The organism is Streptomyces sp. NPDC058289 (assembly GCF_042880975.1).
In the GTDB taxonomy this organism is placed as follows: Bacteria; Actinomycetota; Actinomycetes; order Streptomycetales; family Streptomycetaceae; genus Streptomyces; species Streptomyces stoeckheimensis.
Genome location: NZ_JBHVYI010000057.1, coordinates 14,169 through 34,271, shown reverse-complemented (window position 1 = coordinate 34,271; position 20,103 = coordinate 14,169). Strand labels below are relative to the sequence as shown.

The 20,103-nt window shown below is 72.1% G+C and carries 22 protein-coding genes; 13 read left to right on the top strand and 9 right to left on the bottom strand.

Annotation, left to right across the window (positions count from 1 at the left end):
- Positions 1 to 27: 27 nt before the first annotated feature.
- The gene (locus tag ACFVX6_RS26605) at positions 28 to 402 is read right to left on the bottom strand and encodes a YbjQ family protein (protein WP_112451056.1); all 375 of its coding nucleotides are present in this window, start codon (positions 400 to 402) and stop codon (positions 28 to 30) included.
- Positions 403 to 639: 237 nt separating this feature from the next.
- On the opposite strand from ACFVX6_RS26605, the gene ACFVX6_RS26600 reads away from it, so the two are divergent.
- Entirely contained in the window at positions 640 to 1,131 is a 492-nt protein-coding gene (locus tag ACFVX6_RS26600; RefSeq protein ID WP_389695512.1) for a hypothetical protein, read from the top strand.
- Positions 1,132 to 1,150: 19 nt separating this feature from the next.
- Here the strand turns inward: ACFVX6_RS26600 and ACFVX6_RS26595 are convergent, their stop codons facing one another.
- The 5 genes from ACFVX6_RS26595 to ACFVX6_RS26575 all read right to left on the bottom strand — a co-directional run bounded on the left by ACFVX6_RS26595 (position 1,151) and on the right by ACFVX6_RS26575 (position 5,076).
- Positions 1,151 to 1,516 carry an NTP pyrophosphohydrolase gene (locus tag ACFVX6_RS26595; RefSeq protein ID WP_389695510.1) on the bottom strand — a complete coding sequence of 122 codons (366 nt, stop codon included), beginning with the start codon at positions 1,514 to 1,516 and terminating at the stop codon, positions 1,151 to 1,153.
- Positions 1,517 to 1,582: 66 nt separating this feature from the next.
- Positions 1,583 to 2,551 (bottom strand): AAA family ATPase, encoded by a 969-nt coding sequence (locus ACFVX6_RS26590; protein WP_389695508.1) that lies wholly within the window; start codon positions 2,549 to 2,551, stop codon positions 1,583 to 1,585.
- A gap of 4 nt (positions 2,552 to 2,555) precedes the next feature.
- Positions 2,556 to 3,770 carry an RNA ligase gene (locus ACFVX6_RS26585; protein WP_389695506.1) on the bottom strand — a complete coding sequence of 405 codons (1,215 nt, stop codon included), beginning with the start codon at positions 3,768 to 3,770 and terminating at the stop codon, positions 2,556 to 2,558.
- A gap of 72 nt (positions 3,771 to 3,842) precedes the next feature.
- Positions 3,843 to 4,547, bottom strand: coding sequence for an epimerase (locus tag ACFVX6_RS26580; protein ID WP_389695504.1), 705 nt, complete (start codon positions 4,545 to 4,547; stop codon positions 3,843 to 3,845).
- Between the two features lie 94 nt (positions 4,548 to 4,641).
- Positions 4,642 to 5,076 (bottom strand): VOC family protein, encoded by a 435-nt coding sequence (locus tag ACFVX6_RS26575; RefSeq protein WP_389695502.1) that lies wholly within the window; start codon positions 5,074 to 5,076, stop codon positions 4,642 to 4,644.
- 346 nt (positions 5,077 to 5,422) lie between these two features.
- Here ACFVX6_RS26575 and ACFVX6_RS26570 point away from each other — a divergent pair, with 346 nt between their 5' ends.
- Complete coding sequence (locus ACFVX6_RS26570; protein WP_389695500.1) at positions 5,423 to 6,136, top strand: YoaK family protein; 714 nt, start codon at positions 5,423 to 5,425, stop codon at positions 6,134 to 6,136.
- Between the two features lie 327 nt (positions 6,137 to 6,463).
- On the opposite strand, the gene ACFVX6_RS26565 is transcribed toward ACFVX6_RS26570, so the two are convergent.
- Positions 6,464 to 7,411 (bottom strand): tellurite resistance/C4-dicarboxylate transporter family protein, encoded by a 948-nt coding sequence (locus ACFVX6_RS26565; RefSeq protein ID WP_389695498.1) that lies wholly within the window; start codon positions 7,409 to 7,411, stop codon positions 6,464 to 6,466.
- 299 nt (positions 7,412 to 7,710) lie between these two features.
- Between ACFVX6_RS26565 and ACFVX6_RS26560 the strand changes: the two genes are divergently transcribed.
- From ACFVX6_RS26560 to ACFVX6_RS26515, 10 genes are all read left to right on the top strand, one after another.
- A complete protein-coding gene (locus ACFVX6_RS26560; RefSeq protein ID WP_389695496.1) occupies positions 7,711 to 8,679 on the top strand; it encodes an urea transporter in 969 nt (322 codons plus the stop codon).
- An 84-nt stretch (positions 8,680 to 8,763) separates the two neighbouring features.
- Positions 8,764 to 9,069, top strand: a complete 306-nt coding sequence (locus ACFVX6_RS26555; RefSeq protein WP_243332378.1) for an urease subunit gamma — start codon at positions 8,764 to 8,766, stop codon at positions 9,067 to 9,069.
- A 3-nt stretch (positions 9,070 to 9,072) separates the two neighbouring features.
- Positions 9,073 to 9,951, top strand: a complete 879-nt coding sequence (locus tag ACFVX6_RS26550) for a sirohydrochlorin chelatase (RefSeq protein WP_389695494.1) — start codon at positions 9,073 to 9,075, stop codon at positions 9,949 to 9,951.
- 23 nt (positions 9,952 to 9,974) lie between these two features.
- On the top strand, positions 9,975 to 10,532 hold the full coding sequence (locus ACFVX6_RS26545; RefSeq protein ID WP_389695492.1) for an urease subunit beta: 558 nt from the start codon (positions 9,975 to 9,977) through the stop codon (positions 10,530 to 10,532).
- Positions 10,533 to 10,534: 2 nt separating this feature from the next.
- Positions 10,535 to 12,259 (top strand): urease subunit alpha, encoded by a 1,725-nt coding sequence (gene ureC / locus ACFVX6_RS26540; RefSeq protein ID WP_389695490.1) that lies wholly within the window; start codon positions 10,535 to 10,537, stop codon positions 12,257 to 12,259.
- Positions 12,256 to 12,987, top strand: a complete 732-nt coding sequence (locus ACFVX6_RS26535; protein WP_389695488.1) for an urease accessory protein UreF — start codon at positions 12,256 to 12,258, stop codon at positions 12,985 to 12,987. Before ureC ends, ACFVX6_RS26535 begins: the two co-directional genes overlap by 4 nt.
- A gap of 67 nt (positions 12,988 to 13,054) precedes the next feature.
- Positions 13,055 to 13,678: an urease accessory protein UreG gene (ureG, locus tag ACFVX6_RS26530; protein WP_389695486.1), complete on the top strand. Its 624-nt coding sequence runs from the start codon at positions 13,055 to 13,057 to the stop codon at positions 13,676 to 13,678.
- 5 nt (positions 13,679 to 13,683) lie between these two features.
- Entirely contained in the window at positions 13,684 to 14,682 is a 999-nt protein-coding gene (locus tag ACFVX6_RS26525; protein ID WP_389695560.1) for an urease accessory protein UreD, read from the top strand.
- Between the two features lie 84 nt (positions 14,683 to 14,766).
- On the top strand, positions 14,767 to 16,104 hold the full coding sequence (locus tag ACFVX6_RS26520; RefSeq protein WP_389695484.1) for an ammonium transporter: 1,338 nt from the start codon (positions 14,767 to 14,769) through the stop codon (positions 16,102 to 16,104).
- Positions 16,101 to 17,513 (top strand): ammonium transporter, encoded by a 1,413-nt coding sequence (locus ACFVX6_RS26515; protein WP_389695482.1) that lies wholly within the window; start codon positions 16,101 to 16,103, stop codon positions 17,511 to 17,513. The genes ACFVX6_RS26520 and ACFVX6_RS26515 overlap by 4 nt, the downstream gene beginning before the upstream one ends.
- 59 nt (positions 17,514 to 17,572) lie before the next feature.
- On the opposite strand, the gene ACFVX6_RS26510 is transcribed toward ACFVX6_RS26515, so the two are convergent.
- Entirely contained in the window at positions 17,573 to 18,139 is a 567-nt protein-coding gene (locus ACFVX6_RS26510; RefSeq protein WP_389695480.1) for a universal stress protein, read from the bottom strand.
- 115 nt (positions 18,140 to 18,254) lie between these two features.
- Positions 18,255 to 18,869 (bottom strand): RraA family protein, encoded by a 615-nt coding sequence (locus ACFVX6_RS26505; RefSeq protein WP_389695478.1) that lies wholly within the window; start codon positions 18,867 to 18,869, stop codon positions 18,255 to 18,257.
- A 185-nt stretch (positions 18,870 to 19,054) separates the two neighbouring features.
- On the opposite strand from ACFVX6_RS26505, the gene ACFVX6_RS26500 reads away from it, so the two are divergent.
- The gene (locus tag ACFVX6_RS26500) at positions 19,055 to 20,053 is read left to right on the top strand and encodes an NAD-dependent epimerase/dehydratase family protein (protein WP_389695476.1); all 999 of its coding nucleotides are present in this window, start codon (positions 19,055 to 19,057) and stop codon (positions 20,051 to 20,053) included.
- The last annotated feature ends 50 nt before the right edge of the window (positions 20,054 to 20,103 follow it).

Below are 20,103 nucleotides of genomic sequence, written 5' to 3'. Positions count from 1 at the left end.
AATATTTTCGATACACGCCCTAGGGGCCTAGGTGCTCGCCGGCACCAGGACGACGGCCGTCCCGTACGCGCACACCTCGGTGCCGACGTCGGCCGCGTCCGTCACGTCGAAGCGCATCATCAGCACGGCGTTCGCGCCGCGCGCCTTCGCCTGCTCGATGAGGCGTTCCATGGCCTGGTTGCGGGTCTCCACCAGGGTCTTGGTGAGGCCCTTCAGCTCGCCGCCGATCATCGATTTCAGGCCGGCGCCGATCTGGCTGCCCAGATGGCGGGAGCGGACGGTGAGGCCGAAGACCTCGCCGATGACCTGCTCGACCCGGTAGCCGGGGACGTCGTTCGTCGTCACGACCATCACACCGGTCTGCTGTGCGCCGGGGCCGCCGCCGTAATCCTCGATACCCATGGCATCCACTCTGGCGGCGCCGCGCGGTGCCCGCATCCGGAGGAGGGGGCCGGGGCTTCGGACCAGCCGGGTTGCGCCCCCGGGCGGACCCGCGTATTGGGCATATCGGGCGAAGTCACGGTGCGTCAGCGGGACCTTCCGGTCCTCCGTCGCCATAGTCGTCCCTGGCAACCGCCTGGTTGCCGCCCCGTGCCGCGTGCCGCGGCCGGGCGGACGTCTTCTCGGAGGAGCCGGCTCATGCTGAAGCCCACCAGGACCATCCTCGCCCTCACCGCCGGAAGCCTGGTGCTCGGCCTGGTCGGGGCGGGCACGGCCGTCGCGGCCGATCACTCGGTACCCCGCGGACCGGTCCTGGCGTCCCCCGTCGATGACGAGGAAGACGACTACGGCCGGGACGACGAGTACGACAACCGCAAGCACGCCCGCGGCGTCGTCATCTCGCGCGGCCCCCTGACCGTCCGCAACAGGCCGACCACCCACTCCCACAAGGTGGGCCGGGTGCACCCGCACGAGAAGCTCTCCATCGAGTGCAAGACGCGCGGCGAGCGGGTCGACGGGAACAACCTCTGGTACCTGCTGGAGGAGCGGGACGACCACGACTCCCTGGACGAGGACCGCAAGGGCGCGATGACCCCGAAGTCGGCGAAGGCCGCCAAGGACCGCGACGACCGCTGGGTCTCCGCCCGCTACGTCAAGAACCTGGGCGAGGTCCGCTACTGCCGCTCCTAGGCACCGCCCCGCGGCGGGCCTAGGGCCGCATCTCCGGGCGTACGGTTCGCGGTCCCACGCACCGCGCACCGTACGCCCGTACTCGTGTCCGCAGTTCCCGGTCCGCCGTGACGACGACGCACCCGCCGCGCTCCGCGCAGGCGGCCGCGAGCTCCACGATCCGGTCGTCGCCGCTGCCCGACGCCTCGTCCACCCGTACGCCGGGCACCGAGGCGACGCCCCGCGCGGCGCCTTCGACGACGAGGACGATCTCCTCGCCCTCGTCGCGCAGCGCCAGCCGGTCGCGCAGCCGCTCGGCGGCGCCGCGCCGGTCCCGCCACCAGCCGTCCGGCACGGACCCGACGACGTTGGCACCGTCCACGATCAGTACGTTCGTCTCGTCCACCTCCCCAGTATGGCGAGCCGGGCGGAAGCCGCCGTACCGGCGGCGGTGCCTGCCGTACCGGCCGTACTAGAAGTTGCCGTAGTTGACCTGCCAGGTCGCCAGACCCATCCGGCGCCAGATGGCCACCACGCGGTCGCGGTCGTCCAGGGAGACCCGGACCGCGTACCGGTCGCGTACGTGCGCGTTGAACAGCTCCGCCTTGACGATGTCGTCGCGGCGCGTGTCGCCCGCCGCCCGCATCCACAGTTCGTCGTACGGGACTTCGTGCTCCTGCAGCCAGGCCTCGGTCGGTTCCCGGTGCTCCTCCCCGCGCCCGGACAGCAGGACGATGATGTCGCCGTCGGCCCGCCGGAAGGAGTGCAGCGCGTCGCGCACCGGGGTGTTCAGCGTGTCGAGGCCGCAGCGCGTGAAGTCGTACGGATTGCGGTCACCGGTCATCGCGAGCGTGCCGTCGATATCGCACATGACCGCCGTGGGCAGGGCCGGGTCGGGGACGTACGGGGACACGTCCGGCTGGTCGTTGAGCCAGTCCGCGGTGAGCCTCCAGCCGCCCTTCTTGGCCTTCGCGTGCTTGTCCGCGAGTATCCGGATGATCTCCTCGCCGACCTGCCGTTCGCGCGCGGCGTCGCGCCGCAGGCACTCCTCCACGGGCACGTCGGTGTAGTCGTGCACCACGAAGGCGGCCCGTCCCGCGACGGCCGCCTTGAGCCGCTTGGGGATGTGCGAGGTCAGGTGGGTGTTGTCGACGACCACGTCGAAACCGCCCTCGACGGCCGCGCTGACGGCCGCGTCCTGGATGTCCAGCACGGTCTGCTCGTGCTTGTACGAGCGCGCGCGCTCGGGGTCCGGCACGTCGAGCATGGCCCGCAGGTCGTCGAGGTTGACGCGGCGCATCCGGCCGCCGGACTCCGCCTGGAGGGCGCGCGCGGCGGTGGTCTTCCCGGAGGCCGGCAGACCCGTCATGACGTGGACCACCGGAAGCGCGGGGGGCGCGGCCGGGGACGCGGGGGTCTCGGTTTCGGGTGCTTCGGACACGGGTTCAGTTCTCCTCGTCGTTCGTGAAGGGGTCGGACGCCTCGGGCCGCACCTGCCGCCAGGTGACGAGCTCGGTCGTCCTGCCGTCGAGGCGCTGGAACAGTGCGCCGCGGACCCCGCTGTCGCGGATCGTCGCCTTGGCGGCGCGCGCGAACGCGCCCCGGTCGCCCGCCAGGTGGGCCAGCGAGGCGTACGCCTCGTCGATGGCGCGCTCGCGGAGCGCGGCCTCGGCCTCCAGGCGTTCGATCACCGAGCGCACCCAGTGGTCGAACTCGTCGGGCACCTGCTCCAGCAGCGCGTCGAGCGGCTTGCCGCCCGAGGCCTCGATGTCGGCGACGGTGCAGTTCAGGCCCTGGGCGAGCTGCTTGACGGGCAGGCCGGCGAACCGCTGGATGCCGTGTCCGCGCCAGATGTCCCGCTCGGTCGCCCCGGTGAGCACCTTGTGGAGGCGTACGTACTCGGCGATCTTGGCCTTGGCCCGGATGCCGGAGGCGAAGCGCAGGACGAAGCCCTCCGCGTCCGTACCGGTCGCGGCAGCGCCGCCCGGCAGGGTGCTGGACCCGGTCAGCGCGAGCAGCTCGTCCAGCGGCATGGCGGGCCACACGGTGACCACGGAGCCGATGCCCTGCCAGTGACCGGCTGCTTCGGCGAGCGGCACTTCGGCGCCGTCCGCTCCGTACGCGGCGAGCAGGACCAGGTCGCGGCGGTCCCCGTAGTCCACGACGATGCGGTTCTGCGGGTACACGATCTCCGCGAGGTAGGTGGTGCCGGGGACCAGCGCCGAGGTGTCGCGTCCGTCGAGGCGGCGCTGCGCCCAGACGGCCTGCGTGCTGGTGAAGGAACCCCTGGAGGCGGCCCGCCATTTGCCGGCGTAGTGGAAGAGCACCCCGAGACTGCCGTCGACCTTGTCGTACACCTCGAACGGCTCGTCGTCCGGCAGGGCCGGCGCGTACGGACGGCCCGACTCGTGCTCGCCGACGTTGAAGAACTTGGGCAGCGGCAGCGCGACGACCTCGCCGGTGACGTCGTCGGCGACGAGTCCGCGGCAGCGCGTGGTGACCTGGTTCCAGACCTGCTCGTACTGGGCGGTCCGGGTGTAGCTGTAGAGGGACAGCGGCAGCTCGGGGTGGGCCTTGCGGGCCACGTATCCGGCGTCGATGGCCTCGGTCAGCGCCTGCGCGGGCATCAGGTCGTGCAGAGTCAGGCGGTCCTGGCTCATGGGGTTCCTCCCGGTTCGAGATGCCTCATTCTCGGGTGCGGGAGGCCCTGGCCGAAACCGAATATCGGCTCGTCAGCGCAGGTCCGACGTCCCGTTCGGGCCCGCGCCGCCCAACCGGTTGATGTCGCGCGGCCGCAGGATCCGCTGGGTGCCGGCGTCACCGGGCCCGGCCGCGGCGACGGCGATCATGGCGCGGCCGAGTGCCTCGGTGGTGGTCACGAGGTGGGGCGCGAAGCGGCGCAGGACCGGGAAGAGCGGCGCGGTGACGGCGTAACCGGCCCGGTAGAGGGGGGTCTTGGAGGGAATCCCACGGTCCGGCTGCACGATCCCCGGACGGAACATGTACGCCTCGAAGGGGAGCTTCAGCAGGTCGTTCTCGGTCTTCCCCTTGACCCGGGCCCACATGGAGCGGCCGCTCTCGGTGCTGTCGGTGCCCTCGCCGGAGACGTAGGCGAAGGTCAGCCGCGGGTTGGCGGCGGCGAGGGGGCGGGCGGCGGCGAGCGTCAGGTCGTAGGTGATCCGCCGGTATTCCTCCTCCTTCATGCGGAAGGAGGAGATGCCGAGGCAGAAGAAGCACGCGTCGTACGAGGACAGGTCCGGCCCGGGAACCGACAGGTCGGTCGGATCCGCCCGGACGAGCTCGCGCAGCTTGGGGTGGGTGACGGCGAGGGGGCTGCGGCCGACGGCGAGCACGCTTTCGACGGACTCGTCGCGCAGGCATTCGCGCAGCACGCCGCGTCCGATCATGCCGGTCGCGCCGAAGAGGATGACGTTCACGGGTCCAGCCTAGGGCCTGTCATCGAACTCCCGTCGTCGCCCGAAGGGCGGCCTCGGGAGTTTGACGACAGGCCCCAGGGCCGGGTCGCCGCGGTCAATGGGAGACGCACAGCTCGTTGCCCTCGGGGTCCGTGAGGGTGGTCCAGGTGAAGGGGCCCTGGTTGCCCTCGTGCAGGTGCTCGGCCCCCTTGGCGAGGAGCCGCTCGACCAGGGCCCGCGGATCTTCCTCGCCGGTGCGGACGTCGAGGTGGAGACGGTTCTTGACGGTCTTGGGCTCCTCGATGAACTGGAAGAGGATGCGGGGCGCCCGCTCGAGGCCCTCGGGGTGGCGGATCCCCTGGCCCGCCTTCCAGACGAGGACGCCCCGGTGGGTGGTGGTGTCCTCCTCGGTCGCCCGCCCTGCGGCGATCATCTTGCGGATGAACTCCTCGTCGCTGGGCTCGACTTCCCATCCGAGGGCCTCGGCCCACCAGTCGGCGAGGGCGTGCGGCGCGGCGGAGTCCATGGTGACCTGGAACGTGTAAGCCATGCGGCGACCCTACCCGGGGCGCTCCGTCGATCCGCGGCAGGAACGCCGTCGGGGCGGGACCCGAGGGGGAACTTCCCTGCCGGGGCGCCCGGTTCGACGGCCGCCCGGCGGACCGCCCGCCGGCCCGCGTCACGTCCCGTCCCCGCCCGTCCCCGCCCGTCCCCGCCCGGCCGTGACGACCGAGGGCCGAGGGCCGAGGGCCGACCGGGAGCCTGCGGGTCGCTCCTCCTCGCGTGCGCCCGGCATCGCTAGCATTTCCGGGGACGACGTCCCCTCCCGCTCCCCCGTCCCGGGTGTCCCAAGCCGCCCCTCGCGGACCGGCCCGCGCAATGACCAGAGGCACCCCATGACCTCCACCCCACCCCGGCGGCACGGGATCCTGCACCCCCTGGCCGCGCGGCTGTTCCCGCCGGAGGCGGACGGCGCCGAGTCTCCCCACGGGGTGCTGCCCCCGCTGCTGATCGCCCTCACCTTCGTCAGCGGCGTGGTCGACGCGGTGAGCTACCTGGGCCTCGGCCACGTCTTCGTGGCCAATATGACGGGCAACGTGGTCTTCCTCGGCTTCGCGCTCGCCGGGGACCGGTCCCTGTCCGCCCCGGACTCCCTGCTCGCCGTCGGTGCCTTCCTGGCCGGGGCGGCGGCCGCCGGACGGCTGCGGCGGACCACCGAGGCGCCCAGGATGTTCGCACCGCTGGTGGCGGTCCAGACGGTCCTGGTGGGCGGGGCGCTCGCCCTGACCGCGCTCGGCGCCGGACCGCCTGGCGTCATCGCCCTGCTCGCGCTCGGCATGGGCCTGCAGAACGCCGTCGTGCACCGGCTCGCCGTCCCCGATCTCACCACCACCGTCGTCACCAGGGCCCTGACCGGACTGGCGGCCGACCCGTGGGGGCCGGGTCCGCTCCGCCGCCTCGTGACGGTCGTGGCCCTGCTCCTCGGAGCCTTCACCGGCGGTGTGCTGACGCTCCGTCATGGTGCTTTGTGGGCACTGGCCTTGGCCGTGGGTCTGCTGGGCTGCGTAGCCCTCGCCCCTCGGTGGGACGGCACCGGGCGACGGCCGTAGGGCCGGACTGCCTCCGGGGCGCGCGCCGACCGCCGGGCACGTCGGCTCGACAAGCACCCTCCACGGTGCGCGTGTTCAGCCGTCCGCCATGCCCGCACGCCTTTTCCGGCCGCACGCACCGGTATTCCGGGTGACTGCGCCACAAAGACGGCCTTTCGTGGCGGCACTTCGCCTCCGACACTTCACCTCCGGCGCTTCGACTTTGACCTCCAGCCCTTTACCTCCGGCGTTTCGGCGGCGGCCTTTCGGCGCGGCGTTTGCAGCCGGCGTTTCCAGGCCGCCCTTTCCGCGGTGCCGTTCCGCTCGGGCATTTCGATCCGCCCCCGCTCACTTCAGCGGACGATCACGTCCGCGTTCCACGAGGAACGCCACGAAGGTCAGCACCCACGCCCCGACCGCCACCCAGAGCAGCACCGTACCGAGGGGCCGCAGCCACGCCACCCCGGTCGGGGCGGCCGCCGAGAGGCAGGCGGTCGCCGTCATGCCGAGCGGGAAGACGCTCGACCAGCGCCGGATGTCGTAGCGGGGCCTGGGCCGGACCGCCTCGGCGGCGAGGAGCACGGCGTACCAGGCCAGGGAGAGGCCGAGCGCGGCCAGGGTGACGGTACGCAGCCCCGCGTGGGCCCATCCCGTCCACAGCGGTGACGCCGTGAGCCCGGATCCGGCGAGGGCGGTGATGGAGAGCGCCCCGCCGGCCACCCAGTGGTCGCCCGCGCCCGAGACGATCTGGCGGAAGTCGAAGCGCACGAGCGCCTCGGCGTAGAGCAGCAGCCCCAGGCAGAAGGCGGCCAGCGCGGCCCGGCCGAGCCAGTCGTGGCCGGTGGGGGCGGCCAGGGTGCCCGCCAGGACGGCGAGCCCCTGGGTGGCCACGCAGACGAGGAACGCCGCACCGGGCATCCGGTAGCCCCAGTGCCGCAGTACGGCGACCAGCAGTTCCGGCCAGAGCGCGGCGGCCAGCACCAGCAGCCCGAGTGCCACGGACTGCCACCCGAGGAGGGAGAGCCGGGCGCCGAGAACGGTCGTGGCGGCCACGGCGGTGAGGGCCGCCGGGGTGTCGGCCTCGGCGCGGAACCGCCGGCGATCACCCAGGAGCCGGGCGGTGAAGTCGGCGGCGAGTACGAGCCACAGCGCGGCGGAGACGACCAGTGCGGCGATCGACAGCGCGTCCCGGCCGATCAGGTGCAGGCCGGCCGAGATGATCCCGGCCGCCATGACCGCGGCGCCGGCGGCCGGCGACAGCTCCGCCCACCACCGGGCACCCACAAGGACTCGCACCCCGCCAAGGGACACCACCGCAGCGGGTCGGGCCGCTGCGGCGCGCCATCGCGGCGGCGGCGATGACCCTTCCGGGCGCGGGGAAGGGCCCCTCCCCCACCATTCGATATTCCGATTATTCCCGTCCCAGGAATGGGAATGACGAACACATTTATGACAACCCGCCGCATTCTCCCGATCGCCCCGACACGCCCACGCCCAGGCGGAATTGCCCCGATTCACCGGTACTGTCATCGTCAACGCACCGCCGATTCACTGGCCCTTCAGAGGGCCTCTCTTTTTGCACATGGGAGAATGAAATGCAGGCCTTGGCAACGGAGCCCGCACGCCAGGCTCCTCCCGCCCAACCCGCGAGCTTCATCCAGGAAGTCCTGCGCGGTGTCGCCCAGGTCGATTTCATGCCGAGCGCGATCACGGGCATCTTCTTTCTCGCCGCCCTTGCCGCCGCCGGCTGGCAGTACGCCCTCTACGGACTTCTCGGCGCGGTCGTCGGCACCGCCACCGCCTACGCGTTCGGCATCGACCGCGAGATCGTCTCGGCCGGCCTGCGCGGTTTCAACGGCACCCTCGTCTCACTCGGGTTCGCCGTCTTCCTCGGGTGGGACCACCTGTCCACGCTGCTGCTCGCGATCGGCGGCAGCGTCACCGTGGTGGTCGTCACCTCGGCGCTGGCCACCATCCTCGGCACCTGGAACATCCCCACGTTCACCGCGCCGTTCTGCATCATCGCGAGCGTCATGACCATCGCGGCGCCCAGCTTCTCCCGGGTGTGGCACACCGGCCCCGATCTGGCGGCGCTGCCCGCGGCCGCCGGCGGCACCACGGAGCTGGACTGGGGCCAGCTCTGGCGCGCCTTCTTCGCCAACGTCGGTCAGATCTTCTTCATGCCGCAGTGGTACGTCGGCCTGATCTTCCTCGCCGGCATCTTCTTGGCCAGCCGGGTGGCCGGGGTGATGGCCTGCGTCGGCAGCGTCACGGCCATCTTCGTCGCCTGGGCGATGGGTTCACCTTCCGAAGGCGTCTCGCAGGGGCTCATGGGCTACAGCAGCGTGCTCGTTGCGATGGCCCTGTGCGGGGTCTTCCTCGTCCCGTCCAACTGGAGCTTCGCGTTCGCCGTCCTGGGCGCCGCCGCGGCGACCGGACTCACGGCCTCAATGACCGCCTTCTTCGCGCCGTTCGGCGGCCACACCTTCACCTGGCCGTTCGTCCTGACCACGGTCGTCTTCGTCGCCGCCGTCCCCCAGATCCCCCGGCTGCAACGGGCCTGACGCCACCCCGGCCGGAGCCGCCGCAGCAAGGGCAGCAGCGCCGGCAGTACCTGAACCACCTTGAGAGCCGAAAGTGAGTGACCGATGAATCTCGCTCCCCGTGAGATGGACAAGCTCTGGATCTACGTCGTGGCCGACCTGGCGCGCAAGCGGCGGGACCGGGGCGTCAAGCTCAACTACAGCGAGGCCTGCGCCCTGATCAGCGAGGGCATCCTCGAGGGCGCCCGCGACGGCAGGACCGTCGCCGAGTGCATGGAGCTCGGAAAGCAGATCGTCTCCGCCGCCGACGTCATGAAGGGCGTACGGGAGATGCTTCCGCTGCTCCAGGTCGAGGCCGCCTTCGTGGACGGCACCAAGCTCGTCTCCTGCCACGACCCCGTCGGCGCCTGAACGGTGGCGGCCATCGCACCCGAACGGCCCGGCCGCGCACCGGAGTCGGCGGCTCGCGTCATCCTGGCCGGCGGTCACGAGGGCGGCGCCGCGGCAGGTGCCGTGCACCCCGGCCGGCCGCTGGCCGAAGCCGTGCGCGCGGCGCTCGCCGCCTCGGCCGAGCCGGTGTGCGTGGTCCCGATGACGCTGGGGCGCGACCCCGGGCTGATCGCCGACTGCGCCCGCGCGCTGCGCTGGCTGAGCCGGGAGGAGGAGCCCGGGCGGCTCGTGCTGGCGCCCCCCTTCGCCACTGTGGACCACCTGACCGCGTGGCTCCGTACCGCCGCCCTCAAGGCGGTGCGCGAGGCTCCCGACACCTCCGCCGTTCTGGTCACGGCACCCGCCGCGGGTCCCTTCGAGGACGCCGATCTGTTCCGGGTGGCCCGGCTGGTGCGCCAGTACGGGCACCACCGCTGGGTCGAGGTCGCCTTCGACGGCGGCGACCCGGACCTGGCGGAGGGCGCGGAGCGGTGCCGCCGGCTCGGCGCCGGCCACGTTTCCCTGGTCCGGGCCGCGTTCGCCCCGCCCACCGAGCTCCCGGCGTGGGTCCTGGACACCGGTCCGCTGCTTTCCGACGCGGCGATCGCCCAGGTCGTACGGACCCGCTCGCAGGAGGCGCTGCATCGGCTGGCCCACGGTCAGGACGGCGTGGCGCAGGGCCTGGACGCCGAACACGGGCACGGGTACGCGCACTCCCACGGCCCGGGCGGCGACCACCACCACGCGGACCCGGACGCCCACGACACGGACGCACACCACACGCACGCGCACGCCCACGGCGAGGGCCACCGGCACGCGCACGGCCAGGGTCACGGCCACCCGCACGGCCATTCCCCCCACTGATCCGAAGGAAGGGAAGTACCACCATGTCAGGTGGCGCCACATACCTTTACGGCGAAGGCACCGTAGAGATCAACGCCGGCCGCCGCAAGGCCAAGGTCACCGTCTCCAACACCGGTGACCGTGCCGTCCAGGTCGGCTCGCACTACCACTTCTTCGAGGTCAACCGAGCCCTCGACTTCGACCGCAACGCCGCCTACGGCATGCACCTCGACCTCCCCGCCGGCACCGGCGTCCGCTTCGAGCCGGGCGACACCCGCGAGGTCGAGCTCACCGCGTACAGCGGCCACGGCCGGCTGATCGGTTTCAGCTCCCTCGTCAACGGCGGTCTCGGTTCCACCGACACCCGCGTCCGCGCGATGAACCGGGCGGTCGAGCTCGGATTCCTGGGAGCCCGGACGGAGACGGCCCAGCAGGCCGCGGCAGCGCAGGCCGCCGCGCCGGCCGTGGAGGCCCCCTCGAAGCCCGCGTCGAAGCCCGCTTCGAAGCCCGCCTCCAAGCCGGCCGCCAAGCCCGCCGCCAAGGCACCCGCGAAGACCGCGGCCGCCAAGAAGGCCAAGACCTCCAAGAAGGGCGACAAGTAGCGATGGCTGTCCTGAGCCGCAAGCAGTACACCGACCTGTTCGGGCCGACCGTCGGCGACCGCTTCCACCTGGCGGACACCAACCTGGTCGTCGAGGTCGAGAAGGACCACAACGAGGGCCACTACGGCGACGAGGCCGTCTACGGCGGCGGCAAGGGCATCCGCGACGGCATGGCGCAGGACCCGCAGGCCACGAACCTGCAGGGGGCCCTGGACCTGGTCATCACGAACGTGGTGGTCATGGACGCGATCCTGGGTGTGGTCAAGGGCGACCTCGGCGTCAAGGACGGTTTCATCGCGGGTCTCGGCAAGGCCGGCAACCCGCACACCCAGTCCGGGGTCCACCCCAAGCTGGTCATCGGGCCCGGCACCGAGGTCATCTCCGGCGAGCACATGATCGCCACGGCCGGCGGCATCGACACCCACATCCACTTCATCGCCCCGCAGCAGGCCGAGCACGGCCTGTCCAACGGCATCACCACCCTCATCGGCGGCGGCACCGGCCCCTCCGACGGCACCAACGGCACCACCTGCACCCCGGGTCCGTGGAACATCGGCCGCATGTACCAGGCGTCCGAGGACCTGCCGGTCAACGTCGGCCTGCTGGGCAAGGGCAACGGTTCGCTGCCGGAAGCGCTGATCGAGCAGGTCGAGGCGGGCGTCTGCGGCCTCAAGGTGCACGAGGACTGGGGCACCACCCCGGCCGCACTGAGCAAGGCCCTGGACGTCGCCGACGCCTACGACGTGCAGGTCGCGGTGCACACGGACACCCTGAACGAGTCCGGTTTCTTCGAGGACACCCGCTCCGCCATCGACGGGCGCACCATCCACACCTTCCACACCGAGGGCGCGGGCGGCGGCCACGCCCCCGACATCATGCGGGTGGCCGGCGAGCCCAACGTCCTGCCGTCCTCGACCAACCCGACGCTGCCGTACACCGTGAACTCGGTCGACGAGCTCCTCGACATGGTGATGGTCTGTCACCACCTGTCGCACGACATCCCGGAGGACGTGTCCTTCGCGGACTCGCGCGTGCGTGCCGAGACGATCGCTGCCGAGACCGTGCTGCACGACGAGGGGGTCATCTCGATCTTCTCCTCCGACTCCCAGGCCATGGGCCGCATCGGCGAGTCCTGGACCCGTGCCTTCCAGACCGCGCACCACTGCAAGGACCAGCGCGGCAAGCTCGACGGCGACACCGAGCGCAACGACAACTTCCGTGCGCTGCGGTACCTCGCCAAGATCACGATCAACCCGGCGATCGCCTCGGGCACCGCCGAGCACATCGGCTCCCTGGAGACGGGCAAGCTCGCCGACATCGTGCTGTGGCCGATCGGCTCCTTCGCCGCCAAGCCGAAGATGGTCATCAAGGGCGGACTGATCAACTGGGCGCTGATGGGCGACCCGAACGCCTCGCTCCCGACCCCGCAACCGGTCTACTACCGGCCGATGTTCGGCGCCTACGGCAAGGCCAAGCAGGCCACACGGGTCTCCTTCATGTCGCAGGCCGCGATCGATCTCGGCGTACCGCAGAAGCTGGGCCTGGACAGCAAGGTCCTGCCGGTCAGGCACTGCCGCACCGTCGGCAAGCAGCACATGGTCCGCAACGACGCCCTCCCGGTCATCACCGTCGACCCGGAGACCTACAAGGTCACCCTCGACGGGGTGCCGGCCACCATCGAGCCGGCCCGCGAGCTGCCCCTGAACCACCTGTTCTACCTGGCATGAGCACTGCCGCCAATGCCCCCGTGGTCAGCCCCGCGGCGGTGACGCCGGTACAGGCCCTGCTGGTCAGCCTCCAGCTCACCGACTCGGCCTTCCCCAGCGGCTTCTACACCCTCTCCCACGGCCTGGAGGGCTACGCCCAGGCCAAGGCCGTGACCCCCGAGGGCGTACCCGGACTGCTGGCCGACCTGCTGCGGCATTCGGTCGGGCCTTCCGACGCCACCGCGCTGGCGCTGGCCCACCGGGCCGCGCTGGCCGGTGACTGGGAGGCCCTGGCCGAGACCGACCGGCGGCTGAACGCGGCCAAGCTGAACGAGGGGCTGCGCCGCGCCGCCACCCGGACCGGCCGCCAGCTGCTGGACCTCGCCCGCGAGTGCGTCGGCGGGGAGCCGCTGGAGCAGTACGCGGAGCTCGTGGCGGCCAAGCGGGCCCCCGGTTCGCAGGCCGTGGCCGCCGGGGTCGCGTACGCGGCCGCCGGCGTCCCGGCCGAACAGGCCGTCGTGAGCGATCTGTTCGCCTACTCGGCCAGCTTCACCGGGGCCGCGCTGCGGCTGCGGCTCACGGACCACCGCAAGGCACAGGTGGTGCTGCGCGGTATCGCACCCGTCATCGAGGAGGTGGCGGGGGCGGCCCTGCGCCGTGAACTCGCGGACCTCGGCGGGTGCGTTCCGATGGCCGACGTGATGTCGGGCCGTCACGAGCGGGCCGAGGCGCGGCTGTTCGCCACCTGATTCGCCGTTCCCCCTTCTTCCTTGATCCCTTCGCCAGGCTGTCTTTCCCCTAAGGTGTGTGACTTTGATGACCGAGGACAACGTCCTGCGCGTCGGCATCGGCGGCCCCGTCGGCTCCGGCAAGACCGCGCTGATCGAGGCCCTGGTACCGGTGCTGATCGCGCGAGGCCACCGGCCCGCCGTGATCACGAACGACATCTACACCCAGGAGGACGCCCGCCAGGTCCGCCGCACGCTGGCCGGGGTGCTCGACCCCGAGCGCGTCGTGGGCGTGGAGACCGGCGCGTGCCCGCACACCGCCGTGCGCGACGACCCGACGATGAACCTGGCCGCGGGCGCCGAGATGCTCGAGCGGTTTCCCGATGTCGACACCCTGCTCTACGAGTCGGGCGGCGACAACCTCACCCTCACCTTCAGCCCGGTCCTGGTCGACTTGTTCCTCTTCGTCCTGGACACCGCCGAGGGCGAGAAGATGCCCCGCAAGCGCGGTCCGGGCATCACCGAGTCCGACATGCTCGTGATCAACAAGATCGACATCGCCCAGTACGTCCGCTGCGACATCGGCGTCATGGAGTCCGACGCGCACCGCGTGCGCGAGGGGCGCCCCGTGGTCCTGACCAACTGCCTCACCGGGCAGGGCCTGGAGGACGTGGCCAACTTCATCGAGTCCTTCCGCCGGGTGCCGGCGTGAGCGTCGTGGCAGATCCGCCCCACACGCCGCCCCGCACTCCGCCCCGCGCCCTCTTGCCGCCCGGGCGCCTGGAGGCCGCGCACTACGAACCGCCGCGCGTCCCCCTGGAGGTGCTGCGGCACTCCTCGGTGCCCGACACCCTCGGTGTCGGGCGCCCCGGCAAGGTGGGGCTACTGGAGCTGGGCTTCGAGCGGGTCGGCGGGCGCACGGAGCTGGTGCGGCACTACCAGAAGTCCCCGCTCCAGATCATGCGGCCGCTCTACTTCGACCCGTACCGCCCCGACCTGCCCATCACCTTCCTGATGTCCACGGGCGGCGGTGTCATCCAGGCCGACCGGCTGCGCACGGATCTGTCCTTCGGCCCCGGCACCTCGGCGCACGTCACCACGCAGGCGGCCACCAAGGTCTACCGGATGGAGCACGACTACGCCGTCGCGCAGACCTTCCTGACCGCCGGCCCGGACGCGTACGTCGAATACCTGCCGGATCCGGTCATCCCCTACGTCGACTCCCGCTTCTACCAGCGCACGGTGATCACCGCCGACCCCACGGCCACCGTGCTGGCGAGCGAGACCGTCCTGGCCGGCCGGCTGGCGCACGGCGAGCGCAACGCCTACCAGGTCTTCGCCTCCGACCTCGAACTACGCCGACTCGGCGGGGAGTTGGTCGCGCTGGACACCGTACGACTGGAACCGGGCGGGGCCGGGGAGTCCGGCGGATGCTCCGTCGACGGACCCGCCGTACTGGCCGGCCGTTCCGTAATGGCCTGCTTCTTCGCGGTCAGCCCGCTCGCCCCCGCCCGCGAACTCGCCGACCTGCTGCACACGACCCTGGCCGACCGCGGACTCCCGTACGGGGTCAGCGTGCTGCCGCAGGACTGCGGGGCCTGGGTGCGGGTGCTCGGGGAGCACACCGAGGCCGTGACCCGGGCGCTCGAGGCCGCCTGGGACGCTGTGCGGCGCAGGTTGATCGGCGTACCCGCACCCGACCTGCGCAAGACCTGAACTCCCCGCCGCCTTCCGCCTGTTCACGACCAGAGAGAGTTCCACCAGATGCCCAGTGGCTACGATACGGGTAATACCGCCTGGATGATGGCGAGCACCGCCATGGTGCTGCTGATGACCCCGGGCCTCGCCTTCTTCTACGGGGGCATGGTCCAAACCAAGCACGTGCTGGTGATGCTCAAGATGAGCTTCGCCTGCCTGTCGCTGGTGACCATCCTGTGGGTCACGGTCGGCTACTCCCTCGCCTTCGGCAAGGACTCCGGCGGCGGCATGATCGGCAATCTCGACTACGCCTTCTTCCGGGGCATCGGGATGGACTCCCTGCACGGCTCCATCCCGACGGTGATCTTCGCCTGCTTCCAGATGTCCTTCGCGATCATCACGGTGGCGCTGATCAGCGGCTCGATCGCGGGCCGCGCCACCATGAAGGGCTGGCTCGTCTTCGTCGTCGCCTGGACCATGCTGGTCTACGTGCCCACCGCGCACTGGGTGTTCGCCGCCGACGGCTGGATCAACAAGTCCCTGGGCGCGCTCGACTACGCCGGCGGCCTGCCGGTCGAGCTCAGCTCGGGGGCCTCGGGCCTCGCGGTGGCCATCGTGCTGCGCAAGCGCAAGGACTTCGAGCGCGAAACGATCCGCCCGCACAACCTGCCCCTGGTCATCATCGGGCTGGCGCTGCTGTGGTTCGGCTGGTTCGGCTTCAACGCGGGCTCCGCGCTCCAGGTCGAGGGCAGCGCACCGACCACCTTCCTTAACACCCAACTGGCCGCAGCGGGCGCGATGATCGGCTGGCCGATCATCGAGAAGTGGCGCCTGGGCCACGTGGAGATGCTGGGCGTGGCCTCGGCGGCGGTCGCCGGCATGGTGGCCATCACCCCCGCCTGCGGCGAGGTCTCCCCGCTCGGCGCGCTGATCATCGGCTTCACCGCCGGTGTGGTGTGCTGCTTCGCCATCAACATGAAGTTCAAGATCGGCGTCGACGACACCCTCGACGTGGTCGGCGTGCACGGCTGGGGCGGCATCGTCGGCGTCCTCTCCATCGGCTTCTTCGCGACGGCCGCGATGAGCGGCAAGAAGGGCCTCTTCTACGGGGGCGGCCTGGACCAGTTGTGGCGTCAGGCCGTCGGCGTCCTGGCGGTCGGCTCCTTCGCCTTCGTCATGACCTGGCTCATCGCCAAGGCGATCGACAAGGCCGTCGGCTTCCGCACCTCGGAGGAGTACGAGAACGTACCCGGCCGGGACGAGGAGGTCGCCTACGACAACGAGACCCTGGACGAGATCCGCGACCGGATCGGCGGAGCCGCGGCCGCGCCCCGCGAGCCCGCCGCGGTGGGCGCCGCCAAGGGCGCGTCGGAGCAGCAGGACGCCGCGCTGCTCGCCGAAATCGTATCCGTACTGGACCGACGAGAGCGTGACAAGTGACCGCGCACACGATTGCCGCCGCCGTATCGGCGGTCTCCGCCGCACCCGCCGTCGCCGACTCCGGAAACGCGTCCTGGCTGATGATGGCCACGGCCCTGGTGCTGCTGATGGCTCCCGGAGTGGCCTTCTTCTACGGCGGCATGGTCCGCACCGGCCAGATCGTCGCCATGCTGAAGATGATCTTCTTCTGCATGGTGATCGTCACCGTGCTCTGGTTCGCGATCGGGTACTCCCTGGCCTTCGGCCCGGATGCCGGCGGGCTCGGCGTCATCGGCACGCTCGACCACGCCTTCCTGCGCGGGATCGATGCCCGGTCGCTGACCGGCTCCGTTCCCACGGTCACCTTCGTGGTCTTCCACCTGTCCTTCGCGGTCGTCACCGTGGCCCTGATCGCCGGCTCCATCGCGGGCCGCGCGAAGATGGGCGGCTGGATCGCCTTCGTCATCGCGTGGACCCTTCTGGTCTACATCCCCATGGCCCACTGGGTGTTCGACCCGGCCGGCTGGGTCGCCAAGCAGCTCGGCGCCGTCGACTTCTCCGGCGGCACGGTCGTGGAGATCGGATCGGGGGCCGCCGGACTCGCCCTCGCCATCGTCGCGGGCAAGCGGGCGGACTTCGACCGCCAGGGCATCCGGCCGCACAACCTGCCGCTCGTGGTCATCGGACTGTCCCTCATGTGGTTCGGCTGGTTCGGCTTCAACACCGGTTCCTCCCTGGAGACCCCGGGCGGCGCGGCGATGGCCTTCCTCAACAGCCAGCTCGCGGCGGGTGCGGCGATGGCTGGCTGGGCGGTGACCAGTTGGTGGCGCACCCGGCAGGTCGGCCTGCTCGACATGTGCATGGGCGCCGTCACCGGACTGGTCGCCATGACCCCGCTGGCCGGCGGGGTGAGCCCGGTATGGGCCACCGTCATCGGCTTCCTCGCCGGGCTTACCTGCGCGTTCGCGATCAGCTGGAAGTACCGGCTGGGCGTGGACGACACCCTGGACGTGGTGGGCATCCACGGCTGGGGCGGCATCGTCGGCATGGTCATGGCCGGCCTCTGCGCGACCGGGACGCTGACGGGCCACAAGGGCCTCTTCTACGGCGGCTCCTGGGACCTGCTGAGCAAGCAGCTCACCGCCACGGTCGTGCTCGGGCTGTTCTCGTTCGTGATGACCGCACTGATCGGCAAGGCCATCGAGGTCACCATCGGACTGCGCCAGCCCGGCGGAATGGTGGAGAAGGAGCAGGCCTACGCCGACGTCCTCTCCGACGGCCTCGAGCAGCTGTCGGGCGCGGCCCCCCGCGCCGAGGGGGCCGGTGAAGAGCCGGAGAGCGCCTCCGCGCTGGTCGCCCGGCTGCGCGAGGTCCTGCTGACCGCCCCGCAGGGCGGCGACGGCCGGCAGGGCGGCGACGGCCGCAGCTGAGCAGGGCCGCACACGGGCCCCGGGCCCGGTCGCGTCACGCGGCCGGAGCCGGGGCCGGGTCACGCCGCCCACCGGACCAGGTCCCCCGCGTCCAAGGTCCGCCGCCACACGATGCGGCGGCGTACGGCGTCCAGGTCGGCCCGCAGGGGACCGGGCGGCACGGCCAGTACCGGACAGGGGGCGCGCCTCAGGCAGTACCGGGACACCGAGGGCCGCAGTGCGCGCAGCAGCGGGCCGCGCGGACCCGTACCCACCACGAGCAGGTCGCCGGAGTCCCGGACGGTGCCCACCAGGGCCGCGCCCGGGGTGCCCCGGACCGCCAGCCCGGCCAGGGTCACGCCCGCCGGTGCGCCCCCGAAGGCGGTGTCGAGGACCTCCCGCAAGCGCTCGACCGCCGCCTCCCGCGAGGCGGTGAGCAGCGCGGTCCCTCCCCCGCCGCGCCGGGCGCCCGGTCCGCCGAGCGGCGGCTGCCAGGCCAGTACGACCCACAGTTCCGCCTCGCGCGCCCGGGCCTCGGCGTGCGCCGCGTGCAATGCCGCAATGCTCCCGAGGGATCCGTACACCCCCACCACGACTCGTCCCCGCACTGCGCCGTCCTCCCCGTCCGCTGGCTCCGACTCCTCCATGGAACGGCGGCGAAGGGGCTTTCGACCCTCCCCCCGACGGACTCCTGACGGGCCCCTGACGCGGAACGCGCAAGCCCTGACGGCTCCCTGACGCAGGGGCCCGGCGCACCTGCGGTCAGCCGGTGAAGCCGAGGCCGCCCAACGCCTGCTCGATGCGCGCGCGGTGCTGCTCCTCCCAGGCGTCCAGGGATTCCCCCGCCTCCTTCGCCAGCTTGTCCTGGGCGGCCCGGAGGATCTCGTCCTGCCGGGCGGCCGGGGTGACGACGACGCCCTCCTCGTCGGCGACCACGATGTCACCGGGGTGCACGGTCACTCCGCCGACCCGCACGGCTTCGCCGAGGGCGCCGAGCTTCTTCTTGCCGCCCGGGATGGGGATGACACCGCGGGCGAAGACCGGGAAGCCCGCTTCGCGCACCTCCGCGAGGTCGCGCAGGAGCCCGTCGAGCACGAACGCGGCGATGCCGCGGCGCTGGGCGACGGCGCACACGTTGCCGCCGGCGAGCGCGTGGTCCAAGTCACCCGATTCGACGACGATGACCGAGCCGGGCTCGGCGCGGTAGATGGCCGCGTGCAGCATCAGGTTGTCCCCGGGCTCGCACCGCACCGTGTACGCGGGTCCCGCGACGCGCGGCGCGTCCCACAGCGGTCGGATGCCGATGTCCATGACCTGCTCGCGGCCCAGGAAGTCGGCCAGGGTGGTGGGCGGGACGCCCTTGAAACCGTATGGCATGTCAGTCCTTGCTCTCAGTGCCGCCGGCCGTGCGGCGGGCCCGCCGGGGGCAGCAAGATCGTAGGTCACCGCGCCCCGGGAAGCCGCGAAGGGGCCGCGGGGCGGACGGGCGGCGGAGAGAAGAAGCCCTCCGCTGTCGGCGAACCGGCCTCGGCATCCGGCGCGGATGGTGTTTGGCTGGCGCCATGGAGATCCTCATTCTGGGCGGAACGGCATGGCTGGGCCGGGAGTTGTCCCTGCAGGCGATCGAGCGGGGCCACCGGGTGACGTGCCTGGCGCGCGGCGAGAGCGGCCTCGTCGCGGACGGGGCCAGGCTCGTGGTGGCAGACCGGCACGATCCTTCGGCGTACGAACCCCTCCTGGACCGCGCGTGGGACGCGGTCGTCGAGGTGTCCTGGCAGCCGGGGTTCGTCCGCGGGGCGCTGGCCGCGCTCGCGGACCGGGCCGGGCACTGGACCTACGTCTCCTCCATCAGCGCCTACGCCTCCCACGCGGCCCCGGACGCCGACGAGTCCGCGACCCTGCTGGCCCCGACCGAGGCGAGCGAGGCCGACCGCTCGGCGTACGGCGAGGCCAAGGTCGCCTGCGAGCAGGCCTCCACGGCCGTCGTCGGCGATCGGCTCCTGATCGCCCGCGCCGGCCTGATCGGCGGCCCGGGCGATCACAGCGACCGCTCCGGTTACTGGGCAGCCCGCGCCGCGGCCGATCCGGTGGGGCCGATGCTGGTCCCCGACGAACCGGACCTCGCCACCCAGGCCGTCGACGTACGGGACCTCGCCGGCTGGCTCCTCGACTGCGCGGCGAACGGAACCACCGGCACCTACGACGCGGTCGGCCCGGTGGTTCCGCTCGCGCGGTGGATCGAACTGTCCCGCGCGGCCGGGGGACACACCGGTCCGGTGGTCCCCGCCGGCTCCGAGTGGCTGCTCGCCCACGACGTGGCCGAGTACATGGGTCCCGGTTCGCTGCCGATGTGGGTCGTCGAGAAGGGCTGGGAAGGCTGGGCGGCGCGGAGCGGGGCGGCCGCGCGCGCGGCGGGCCTGCGCCACCGGCCGCGGGCCGAGCTACTGGCCGACACCCTGCGCTGGGAGCGCGCACGAGGCCTGGACCGGACCAGGCGCGCGGGCCTCGGCCCCGGACGCGAACGCGAACTGCTCGACGCACTCGCGGCCGAGGCCGGCTGAGAGCCGGCCTCGGGCCCGGCGCCCGGGGCCTGCGCCCGGGGCCGGCGGAG

Coding starts and splice junctions, on each gene's coding strand:
- ACFVX6_RS26510 (WP_389695480.1), bottom strand. CDS start 18,139: ATGGAGGAGTCGGAGCCAGCGGACGGGGAGGACGGCGCAGTGCGGGGA.
- ACFVX6_RS26600 (WP_389695512.1), top strand. CDS start 640: ATGCTGAAGCCCACCAGGACCATCCTCGCCCTCACCGCCGGAAGCCTG.
- ACFVX6_RS26535 (WP_389695488.1), top strand. CDS start 12,256: ATGAGCACTGCCGCCAATGCCCCCGTGGTCAGCCCCGCGGCGGTGACG.
- ACFVX6_RS26505 (WP_389695478.1), bottom strand. CDS start 18,869: ATGCCATACGGTTTCAAGGGCGTCCCGCCCACCACCCTGGCCGACTTC.
- ACFVX6_RS26500 (WP_389695476.1), top strand. CDS start 19,055: ATGGAGATCCTCATTCTGGGCGGAACGGCATGGCTGGGCCGGGAGTTG.
- ACFVX6_RS26575 (WP_389695502.1), bottom strand. CDS start 5,076: ATGGCTTACACGTTCCAGGTCACCATGGACTCCGCCGCGCCGCACGCC.
- ACFVX6_RS26605 (WP_112451056.1), bottom strand. CDS start 402: ATGGGTATCGAGGATTACGGCGGCGGCCCCGGCGCACAGCAGACCGGT.
- ACFVX6_RS26545 (WP_389695492.1), top strand. CDS start 9,975: ATGTCAGGTGGCGCCACATACCTTTACGGCGAAGGCACCGTAGAGATC.
- ureC (WP_389695490.1), top strand. CDS start 10,535: ATGGCTGTCCTGAGCCGCAAGCAGTACACCGACCTGTTCGGGCCGACC.
- ACFVX6_RS26520 (WP_389695484.1), top strand. CDS start 14,767: ATGATGGCGAGCACCGCCATGGTGCTGCTGATGACCCCGGGCCTCGCC.
- ACFVX6_RS26555 (WP_243332378.1), top strand. CDS start 8,764: ATGAATCTCGCTCCCCGTGAGATGGACAAGCTCTGGATCTACGTCGTG.
- ACFVX6_RS26560 (WP_389695496.1), top strand. CDS start 7,711: ATGCAGGCCTTGGCAACGGAGCCCGCACGCCAGGCTCCTCCCGCCCAA.
- ureG (WP_389695486.1), top strand. CDS start 13,055: ATGACCGAGGACAACGTCCTGCGCGTCGGCATCGGCGGCCCCGTCGGC.
- ACFVX6_RS26570 (WP_389695500.1), top strand. CDS start 5,423: ATGACCTCCACCCCACCCCGGCGGCACGGGATCCTGCACCCCCTGGCC.
- ACFVX6_RS26585 (WP_389695506.1), bottom strand. CDS start 3,770: ATGAGCCAGGACCGCCTGACTCTGCACGACCTGATGCCCGCGCAGGCG.